The 10,500-nt window shown below is 62.5% G+C and carries 7 protein-coding genes and 1 pseudogene; 2 read left to right on the top strand and 6 right to left on the bottom strand.

Annotated elements, in window-relative coordinates:
* From EN925_RS09110 to EN925_RS09100, 3 genes and pseudogenes are all read right to left on the bottom strand, one after another.
* A pseudogene (locus EN925_RS09110) lies at nucleotides 1-628 on the bottom strand (ABC transporter permease); the annotation flags it as partial.
* Nucleotides 621-1,544 carry an ABC transporter permease subunit gene (locus EN925_RS09105; protein ID WP_127368550.1) on the bottom strand — a complete coding sequence of 308 codons (924 nt, stop codon included), beginning with the start codon at nucleotides 1,542-1,544 and terminating at the stop codon, nucleotides 621-623. The gene EN925_RS09105 and the pseudogene EN925_RS09110, both read right to left, overlap by 8 nt.
* A 163-nt stretch (nucleotides 1,545-1,707) precedes the next feature.
* Entirely contained in the window at nucleotides 1,708-3,300 is a 1,593-nt protein-coding gene (locus EN925_RS09100; RefSeq protein ID WP_127368549.1) for a peptide ABC transporter substrate-binding protein, read from the bottom strand.
* A 412-nt stretch (nucleotides 3,301-3,712) separates the two neighbouring features.
* Between EN925_RS09100 and EN925_RS09095 the strand changes: the two genes are divergently transcribed.
* Together EN925_RS09095 and EN925_RS09090 are read left to right on the top strand one after the other, a co-directional pair.
* Entirely contained in the window at nucleotides 3,713-4,126 is a 414-nt protein-coding gene (locus EN925_RS09095; protein WP_174564973.1) for a TadE/TadG family type IV pilus assembly protein, read from the top strand.
* Entirely contained in the window at nucleotides 4,127-5,911 is a 1,785-nt protein-coding gene (locus EN925_RS09090) for a TadG family pilus assembly protein (RefSeq protein ID WP_127385084.1), read from the top strand.
* Nucleotides 5,912-5,923: 12 nt separating this feature from the next.
* Here the strand turns inward: EN925_RS09090 and EN925_RS09085 are convergent, their stop codons facing one another.
* From EN925_RS09085 to EN925_RS09075, 3 genes are all read right to left on the bottom strand, one after another.
* Nucleotides 5,924-7,546 carry an alpha-glucosidase family protein gene (locus EN925_RS09085; RefSeq protein WP_127385085.1) on the bottom strand — a complete coding sequence of 541 codons (1,623 nt, stop codon included), beginning with the start codon at nucleotides 7,544-7,546 and terminating at the stop codon, nucleotides 5,924-5,926.
* The gene (glgX, locus tag EN925_RS09080) at nucleotides 7,533-9,548 is read right to left on the bottom strand and encodes a glycogen debranching protein GlgX (protein WP_127385086.1); all 2,016 of its coding nucleotides are present in this window, start codon (nucleotides 9,546-9,548) and stop codon (nucleotides 7,533-7,535) included. The genes EN925_RS09085 and glgX overlap by 14 nt, the downstream gene beginning before the upstream one ends.
* Nucleotides 9,549-9,747: 199 nt before the next feature.
* The coding region (locus EN925_RS09075) for an alpha-D-glucose phosphate-specific phosphoglucomutase (RefSeq protein ID WP_128336468.1) at nucleotides 9,748-10,500 on the bottom strand (753 nt) is incomplete at its 5' end.

Raw genomic sequence — 10,500 nt, 5'->3', positions numbered from 1 at the left:
TCATCCCCTCGTCGACCTTGCCTCCGGCAAAACCGGCAGCGGCCCCGTAGACCACGCCGATGACCACCGCCACGACGCCCGCGAGCAGGCCGATGGCCAGCGATATACGCCCGGCCATCAGCGTGCGCGACAACAGGTCCCGTCCGGTGTTGTCGGTGCCGAACAGGAAATATTGCTGCTTGATCGAGGCGCTCATCGTCACTTCGAGACCGTCCGGCGACTTGCTCTCGATCTTGGTGTCGTCAAAGGCATCGGATCGGTCAAGATAGCGGATGTTGCGATCGTCGATCGGCCTGGTCGACTTGACGGTGACGAAGACCTGGTTGCCTTCCTGCCGCCATTCCTTGATGTCGACCCGCATGCGCTTGATCGCTTCGGTGAGCGCCGTCTCGATCATGTCGGCCTTCGGATAAGCTGACAGGCTTGGCGGCATGCGCACATAGTCGGCATAAATGGTGGTGTATTGATGCGGCACGAACCATGGCCCGAACACGCTGACGACCCCGATCAGGGCAAGGTAATACAGGCTGAACATGGCGGCGCGATTGGCCTTGAGCCGCGCCCAGGCATCCCCCCAGAGCGAACGGCCGATGACGGTGGGGGCGACTGTGGCCGCGATGTCAGTCATAGCGCACTCTCGGATCGACGACCGCGTACATGACGTCGACGAACAGGTTGAAGACAATGGTAAAGATGGCGATCACCACCACCGTTCCCATCACCAGCGTGTAGTCACGATTGAGCGCGGCATCGACGAAATAGCGGCCGACGCCTGGGATGGAGAAGATCGTCTCGACGATGACCGAGCCGGTCAGCAGTGCCGCCGCCGCCGGACCGGTGAAGGAGACGATCGGCAGGATGGCGCCGCGCAAAGCATGCTTGACCACCACCGACCAGTCGGACAGGCCCAGCGCGCGCGCCGTGCGGATGTGGTGGGACCGCAAGGATTCGATCATCGAGCCACGCATCAGCCGGGCGACGATGGCGATCTGCGGCAGGGCGAGCGTCAGCACCGGACCGACCTTGTTGATGAAAGCGCCATCGCCCCACCCACCGATCGGCAGCAGCCTCCAGGTCAGCCCGAACAGGAGTTGGATCACCGGCGCGATGACGAAGGTTGGGATGGTGCTGCCGGCCGTCGCCAGCGCGATCACCGTATAGTCGCCAAGCTTGTTCTGATTGAGCGCCGCAATGGTGCCGAGCACGGAACCGAGCAGCAGCGCCAGGACGAGCGCCGAGGCGCCGAGCTGAACCGAAATCGGCAGCCCCTTGGCGAACAGTTCGGTGACGGTGAAATCCGGCATGTTGTAGCTCGGGCCGAAATTGCCGCGCAACAGATTGCCGAGATAGTGGACGAATTGTAGCCAGAGCGGGTCGTTGAGGCCGAACTGGGCTTCGAGATTGGCCCTGATCTCGGGACTGAGCCCCCGCTCCTGGTTGAATGGACCGCCCGGCGCGACGCGCATCAGGAAAAACGCCATTGTCACGATGACGAACAGCGTTGGAATGGCGGTCAGAAGCCGCCGTAATACGTATCGCAGCATCGGTGCCCCGCTTGATCCAGAGCCGCGCGCGTCCAGTTGGACGGCCGCGCTCCAGCTTTCAAATCTTCGCACCGGCATTGCCGAAATCGAATTCCGGTACCCGGGCCGATGCGATGGCAAACCATCGCCACCGCGCCTGGAGGGCGCGGTGGCTTGGCCAGGGTTAGTCCTTGCTGACGAAGCGCGACGGATGCACGTCCATCACGTTGTCGACGAAGCCATGCAGCTTCGAGGAGACGATATCGTGGTAGCTGTAATAGAGGAGCGGTATCTGGCCGACGTCGTCGACCAGGATGCGTTCGGCGTCGGCCAGTTCCTTCATGCGCTGTTCGGGGTTGCCGCCGGCGGCGGCGGCCTTGTCCATGGCCGCTTCATAGGCCGGGCTGTTGTAGTCCGAATAATTGTTGCCGCTGGCTTTGCGCGAGATGCCGAGGAAGGTTTCCGGATCCTTGTAGTCGGCGATCCAGGCGGCACGTGCCAGATCATAGTTGCCCTTCTGCTCGAGGAAGGAGTAGTGGGTCTTGGTGTCGGTGTTGAGCAGCGTGACGTCGACGCCAAGCGGCTTCAGCTGTTCCTGGATCGCCACCGCAGTGTTCTTGTGGTTTTCCGACGTGTTATAGCGGATTTCCATCTTCAGCGGCTTTTCGGGCGTATAGCCGAGTTTCTCGAGGATCTTCTTGGCCGCATCCTCGCGGTCGATCTGCGGCATGTCCGCATATTTGGCCATTGCCGGCGTGTAGCCTTCGATGCCGGGAGGCACCATTGAATAGCCGGGCAGCATCGAGTTCTGCCAGACTTTTTCGGCGAGGAAGTCGCGGTCGATCGCCATCGAGATGGCATTGCGCAGCTCTACATTATCCCACGGCGCCTTGTCGGTCTTGATCGCATAATAATAGGTGCCGAGATACGGTCCGACGTGGATCTGGTCGCCAAACTTGGTCTTGAGATCGGCGAGCTGTTCAGTCGGAAGGTCGTCGTAGCTGTCCAGTTCGCCTGCCTCGAAGCGCTTCATCGCCGAAGAGCGGTCCTCGGTCGGGATGTAGTTGACGACGTCGAACTTGACGGTCGCCGCATCCCAGAATTTCGGGTTCTTGACCAGCTTCATATGATCGTTGGGAACCCATTCGGCCAGCGTATAGGCGCCGTTCGAAACGAGATTGCCGGGCTTGATCCAATCGGCGCCGAGCTTTTCGATGGAGGCCTTGCTCACCGGATAGGTCGCCTGGTGGGTCAGCATCTCCAGGAAGTAGGGCGTCGGCGCCTTCAGCGTGACCTCCAGGGTATTTGCGTCAATCGCCTTGACGCCCATGTCCTCAGGCTTGCCCTTCTTGGTGTTGACGTCCTCCGCACCCTTTACCGGATACAGCATCGAGGCATATTCGGCGCCGGTCGCCGGATCCTCCAGCCGGTGGAAGGCATAGACGAAATCGTCCGCCGTAACCGGGCTGCCATCCGACCACATGCCGTCCTTGCGCAGCTTGAACGTATAGACGGTTCCGTCGTCCGAAACCGTCCAGCTCTCGGCGGCACCAGGAATGAGATTGGCCTTCTGGTCCTGCATGACCAAGCCCTGGAACAGGTCGCGCAGGACATTGGCTTCGTAAACCGTGGAGGTCTTGTGCGGATCGACCGACTCCGATTCAGCGGCGGTGCCCCTGTTATAGACGGTCTCGGCAAAGGCCTGCGCGTAGAACGTCCCGGCGGCCAGCGTCATCGTCGTGGCGAACACAGTCGCCTTCAGCATGTTTTTCAGCATGAAGTTCTCCCTGTCGGCGCTGCCGTTGGCGCGCCTATTAAGTGTTGACGCCCTGGAGCCGATATCTGACCCCTTTGAGCGCGCCGCTGGTTCCCGTCCTGCGGCTCGTGCCCAGACACTAACGCGGAGAATTTTTATTTCAACAGACTCTCTGGGTCACCCAAAGTAAGGCGGACGAAAGCTATGGTGTGGCCGCTGAAACACCAGCCGAAACCAAAAGCTTGACTTGGTTTCTTCACCTCGACGCTACTTTTCACCGCGAATCGGGAGCCATGCCAGTTTGCCGGAATGTCTTAATGCGTTCTTAAGCAACCTGAGGTTACATTACGAATACCTTCTATACGGTTCGAGCTTCAGACGCGCGGCGGCTATGAGTAACGGAGCAAGTAAATTGCCCAAAATCCGTCAACTAATGCGGAAATTTCAAGAAGAGCGCGGTACCTCTGCGGTTGAGTTTGCCTTGCTTTCACCGATTTTCATTCTTCTTCTACTCGGAATGGTTGCGTACGGTATATACTTCGGCGCCGCCAACTCGATCCAGCAGATCGCAGCGGATGCCGCCCGCACGGCAATTGCCGGGTTGAACCAAACCGAACGTCAAACGCTCGTAGCCAGCTTCGTCACCAACAATGCCGGCGGATATCCCTTCGTGGATGTCAGCAAGTTGACCTACCAGGCCAACGACAGCTCGGCCGATGGAAGCCAGTTCGTGGTGTCCATCCAATACGACGCCCGCAACCTGCCGATCTGGAACCTTTTCCCGGGCATAGCCATGCCCGGGACCACGATCAGGCGCCAGTCAACGATCAGGGTCGGGGGCATTTGAATGCTGCTGCATGCGTGCAATGGGATCGGTCGGCTTGCCCGGTTGATGCTGAGTGACAGGAAAGCGAACTTCACCGTCATGGCGGCATTGAGCGCGCCGGTGGCGCTGGCGCTGGCCGCAGTGGCCATCGACGAAGCCTCGATCTACACCGAGCGCCGCGAAGCGCAGGCAATGGTGGATCTGGCGGCGATCACCGCCGCCTCGAACATGACCAATGTCAATACAGCGGTCGTTACCACGCTGACCGACAACGGCATGCCAGGGGTTGTCGTTCAAAGCTCGGGACAGACGATCGAGCCGGCGGTCGGCAAAACCGTCGTGACGGTCACGCCCGGGCGATATGTGGCATCCGGGGCCAATGTGGGCCAGCGTTTCCAGGCCAGCATAACCCCCTACAATGCCGTCCGTGTCACCCTGAAGAAGATCCCCGCCCGCTATTTCGCGAGTTCCCTGATCCCCACTCCCGTCATCGGCACCCAAGCCACCGCCAGCATGACGCCACAGGCGACATTCTCGGTCGGATCGAGGCTCGCCAGCCTCGATGGCGGTATCCTCAACGCGCTTCTCGGCGGGCTTCTCGGCAGCAACATCTCGCTCAGCGTCATGGACTACAACGCGCTGATCTCCGCGGATGTGAGCGTGCTCTCCTTCGTGGACGGTCTTGCCACACAGCTGAACCTGACCGGCGTGTCGTATTCGGATGTGCTGGCATCGAAGGCGACCGTCGGCCAGATCGCCACGGCCATGGCCAATGTGCCCGGGCTTGGCAACACGGCCAAAGTCGCCCTGCAGACGATCGCGTCCAAGTCGACCAGCACGGTCCAGATCCCGCTCAGTCATCTGGTCGATCTCGGCTCCGTCGGCAAATTGGGCCTTGGGCAAAGGCCCGCCGGCCTCGGCGTCGACGCCAGCGCCTTGGGAATGCTGACGGCCGCCGCCGGACTGGCAAACGGTTCAAAACAGGTCGACGTCGCCCTCGGCGCCACCATTCCCGGGGTGCTGTCGACCACGCTCGCCATCGCCATCGGCGAACCGCCGCAATCCTCGCCATGGCTGGCGGTTGGAGAAGCCGGCACCGTGGTGCGCACCGCGCAAACGCGCATCAAGCTGCTGTTCACCCTTGGGGTCGGCAGTAATCCGAACCTGAGCGGCGGCATCAGCCTGCTGTCGGTCAGGTTGCCACTGAATGTCGAAGTGGCCTATGCCGAGGCCAAGCTGACCGACATCAGCTGCCCGACCGGCCCCGACAGCCTGAAGGTTACCATTGCCGCGAAGCCTGGCGTCGCCGCGCTGAAACTTGCGGCCAGCGATACCGATAGCAACCCCACTGCCTTTGCCGATTTCAGCAACGAACAATCGTTCTCCGACGCCAACATCGCGGATGCCAGCCTCAATCTGCTGCTGCTAAAAATCCCGCTGCTACAGGTGAAGGGTTCGGCTGGGGCCGACGTCACCAACGTCAACCCGACCAACCTGGTCTTCAATAAAACCGAGATCGCTGCCAAGATCATAAAGGCGACGCCAACACGGGACCTGACCCAGACGCTGACCGCGTCACTTGTCAACGATCTGTCGCTCTACGTCGGTTCGCTTGGCATCATCGGGCTTGACCTAACCGCCATACTCGGCGTCGTGAAGCAGCCGGTGCTGGCTTTGTTGAAAACCGTGACCGCACCAGTCGACACATTGCTTTACAGCCTGCTCGATACGCTCGGCGTGCATCTCGGCGTGGCCGATGTCCGGGTCACCGGCGCGACATGCGGACGTGCCGTGCTGGTGCAGTAACGTCGCGGGATATCAGTCGAGCCTGCCCAAAAAGGCTCCGAGCGCTGGCAGCAAAAGCTCAGTCTCGACGACCGCGGCATTGCCATCCAGCTGCGCAACCGCTCGGATGTCCCCCGGCAACGGCCAATTGGCCGGTCCTCCGGCGAAATTGAAGACACAGAGCAGTCTTTCACCGCCGCCGTCGCGGATGAAAGCGAGCAGGTCACCCTCGGCGTCGAGAAAGCGGATCGAGCCGGATATCAGCGCCTCATGCTCCCCGCGCAAGGCCAGCGCAGCCCGGTAGGACGCGAGCACAGAGACCGTGTCGGCATTCTGGACGTCGACGGCGCGAGCGCGATGGCTGGCCGGTATCGGCAGCCAGGGCCTGGCCGTGGAGAAGCCTGCATTGTCGGCGCCGGCCTCCCACACCATCGGCGTGCGGCACCCATCCCTGCCCTTGACGCCTGGCCAGAAGCGGATGCCGACGGGATCGCGCAGATCTTCATAGGCCAGCTCCGCCTCCTCCAGCCCGAGTTCCTCGCCCTCATAGAGGCAGATCGAGCCGCGCAGGCAGGCGAGCAGCATGATCGAGAATCTTGCGACCGCGTCGGGCTCGCTGTCCGGCCTTGTCCAGCGGCTGACATGGCGCGCCACGTCATGGTTGGAGAAGGCCCAGCAGACCCAGCCGTCGGAGACGGCCGCCTCGAAGGCTTCGACGCAGCCACGCACATGCGCGGCCGAGAACTGCGGACCGAGCAGGTCGAAGGTGTAACACATATGCAGCTTGTCGCCGCCTGAGGTATAGGCGGCGAGCGTCTGCAGCGAGCGGCCTTCATCGCCGATCTCGCCGACGGCAGCACGGTCGTCATATTCGTCGAGCAGCGCCCTGAAGCGGCGCAGGAACGCCAGGTTTTCCGGCTGCGTCTTGTCGAACAGGTGCTCCTGGTAAAGGTAGGTGTTGGTCTCGCTGTTGGTGCCGGCGACGCTTGATGCCAAGGGTGGATTGCTGCGCAGCCAGCGGTCGTGGACATAGTAATTGACCGTATCGAGCCGAAAACCGTCGACGCCGCGCTCCAGCCAGAAGCGCACGGTTTCCAGAAGCGCGTCCTGAACCTCCGGATTGTGGAAATTCAGATCGGGCTGCGAGGGGAGGAAATTGTGCATGTAATACTGCCGGCGGGTCGAATCCCATTCCCAGGCCGGGCCACCGAAGACGGAGAGCCAGTTGTTTGGCGCGCCGCCATCTGGCTTGGTATCGGCCCAGACATACCAGTCGGCCTTGGGGTTATCGCGGCTGGCGCGGCTTTCGACAAACCAGTCGTGCTTGTCGGATGAATGCGACAGCACCTGGTCGATGATGATCTTCAGGCCGAGACGATGCGCCTCGGCGACCAGCGCATCGAAATCCTCGAGCGTGCCGAACATCGGATCGACATCGCAGTAGTCCGACACGTCGTAGCCCATATCGGCCATCGGCGACTTGAAGAAAGGCGACAGCCAGATGGCGTCGACACCGAGCGAGGCGACATGGGCGAGCCTCGATGTGATACCGGCGAGATCGCCGCTGCCATCGCCGGTCGTGTCCTGGAAGGAGCGCGGATAGATCTGGTAGATGACGCAACCGCGCCACCATCCCTTCTTGTCACTCGCCGCCATTGCGCTTCTCCCTTGTGCCGGCCTGCGCTCGTTCGATCATGAAGATCATCGTCCGCCCGGATATTGGCCGCGAGATATCCGCCGCATCCGGCGCTTCGATATCTGGGGCCCAGAAGAATCCGTCTCGTTCAGGCAAGGTGAACATGCAGGCCCGGCGATCGCCGTTGATAAGCACCGCAAGACGGCGGCCGTCATCGCTGGCGCCACTCAGGACCATGACAAGACGGTGCCGCTGCGGATCCTGCCAGCTCTGTTCATCGAGCGGCGCGCCCGTCTCAGCAAGCCATGCGACGTCCGGTATCTCCGAACCTGCCGGCGGCTGGCCAGTGAGGAAGCTTGTGTCGGAAAGCGCCGGCATCGATCGGCGCAGCCTCGAGAGTGCCGCTGTGTAGCGCTCCAGCGCCTGGTCGCGGCCGGCCCAGTCGAGCCAGGTGATCTCGTTGTCTTGGGCATAGGCGTTGTTGTTGCCTTGCTGGGTGCGGCCGAATTCGTCGCCCGCGGTCAGCATGATGGTGCCGCGCGAGGCAAACAGCGCGGCGAGCAGAGCGCGCTGGTCGTTCTGGCGAGCCGCTGCCACGGCCGGGTTGTCCGCATCACCTTCCACGCCGTTGTTCCAGGACAGGTTTTCATTGTGGCCGTCGCGGTTCTGCTCGCCATTGGCTTCGTTGTGCTTGCGCTCGTAGCGCACGATGTCGGCGAGCGTCATGCCGTCATGGGCGGCGATGAAATTGACACTGCGGCTGGCGCCTTGCCCGTTCGCGGCAAACACATCTGACGAACCGGCGAGCCGGGTCGCCAGGGCGCCGACCATGCCGGCCTCGCCACGCCAGAACCGTCTGACATCGTCGCGATACTTGTCGTTCCATTCGAGGAAGGGCGCTGGAAAATTGCCGAGCTGATAGCCGTCGGGGCCGATGTCCCACGGCTCGGCGATCAACACGCGATCGGCCAGCAGTGCGTCATCGCGCATCGCTCTCAGCAGCGGCGCCTCGGCATCGAATGTGCCCTCGACCCGCCCCAGAATGGGAGCGAGGTCGAAGCGGAAGCCATCGACACCGGCATCCCTGACGAAATGGCGAAGCGTGTCGAGGACCATCTCCTGGACCACAGGATGGTCGCAAGCGACTGTGTTGCCGGTACCGGTGTCGTTGGCCAGCCTGCCATCAGGTGTGTGCCGGTAGTAGGCCTGGTTGTCGAAGCCGCGCAGCGACAGCGTGGGACCAAGCCTGTCGCTCTCGCCGGTGTGGTTGAAGACGAGGTCGAGGATGACGCCGATACCAGCCTGGCGCAGCACAGCGACCGTGTTTCGCAGTTCCATGATGCCGCCCGGCGCAAGGCGCGGATCGAGGGCCATGAACGTCACGGGATTGTAGCCCCAGGCGTTGCGCAGCCCGAGCGGCGGCAGATGCCGTTCGTCGATCGACGCGGTCACCGGCATCAGTTCGACCGCGCCAACGCCGAGTTTTTTCAGGTGCTCGACGATCGCCGGTTGAGCAAGTGCGGCGACTGTTCCGCGCAATTTTTCGGGAACGTCCGAATGCAGCATGGTGAAGGCGCGCACCGGAATTTCGTAGACCAGGCCGCCGGCGCGGAAAAGCGGCGGCGCAGCCTGCACAGGCTTCGGTAGCGCAGCCGCGATCGCCTTCGGCATCAGCGACGCGGTATCGCCCCCCTCGCCCCGGCGATCGGCCAGCCGCCAGTCGTAGGCATAAGGCCTGTCAATCTCGACGGCGTAGGGATCGGTCAGCAATTTGTCGGGGTCGAACCACAGTCCATGCTCCGGCGCATAGTCCCCGTCGGCGCGGAAACCGTAGCGGGTTCCGGAGCCAAGACCTGCAACGAACAGCGCGTGGACGCCCTCGCCTTCCCGCTGCAGTTCGAGCCGTTCGATTTCCCGCATGCCCTGCTCGTCGAAGATCGAGACCCAAAGCCGACGGGCGGCCTGCGACCAGGCGGCAAAGCGGATGCCTTCGCGGGTGACTGTGGCGCCGAGCTGGGTCATGCCCGCGCCTCACCTTCTCCCCTGGCGGGAGAAGGTGGATCGGCGCGCAGCGCCGAGACGGATGAGGGGTGTTGGAAGGAACGCGGCGTTGGTGATCTGGACATCGGTTTGCGCCAAGCTGGAGCACCCCTCATCCGACCGAGCTTCGCTCGACCACCTTCTCCCACAAGGGGAGAAGGTGAAACGCGCGCAGCCACTCTCAAGTGATCACGCTCGGCTTGGGGCGGCCGGTATGGCTGTGAATCCCGGCAATATCGTCAGCCGCGGCAATCAGATCGGCAAGGGCGGCCTGGGTGTCGAGATCGTGCCGAGACTTGTCCGGCTCGTAGCGCTCGATGTAGACGCGCAACGTCGCGCCCGACGTGCCGGTGCCGGACAGCCGAAAGACGACCCGCGAACCACCTTCGAACAGAACCCTGATGCCCTGATGCTCGCTGATCGAACCGTCGACCGGATCGTGATAGGCAAAATCGTCGGCGCTGGCGATTTTCAGGCCGCGCACGCTGGTGCCAGGCAGCGAGCCGAGCTTGGCACGCAGTTCGTCGACCAGCGCGTTGGCGCGGTCGCTCTCGACCTCTTCATAATCGTGCCGCGAATAGTAGTTGCGACCGTAGGTCGCCCAGTGCTCGGTGACGATCTGCTTGCAGCTTTCGCCACGCGCGGCAAGGATGTTGAGCCACAAAAGCACCGCCCACAGGCCGTCCTTTTCGCGGACATGGTTGGAGCCGGTGCCGGCACTCTCCTCGCCGCAGATCGTCGCCATGTCGGCATCGAGCAGATTGCCGAAGAATTTCCAGCCGGTCGGCGTCTCATAGATGCCGACGCCGAGTTTTTCAGCGACGCGATCGGCCGCGCCACTGGTCGGCATCGAGCGGGCAATGCCTTTCAAACCGGCCTTGTAGCCGGGCGCCAGACGCGCATTGGCGGCGAGCATGGCGACCGAATCCGACGG

It is taken from the genome of Mesorhizobium sp. M7A.F.Ca.US.006.04.2.1 (assembly GCF_004022915.1).
GTDB lineage: Bacteria > Pseudomonadota > Alphaproteobacteria > Rhizobiales > Rhizobiaceae > Mesorhizobium > Mesorhizobium ciceri.
The sequence above is the reverse complement of the archived record's forward strand: the minus strand, read 5'-3'. Positions and strand labels throughout refer to the sequence as shown.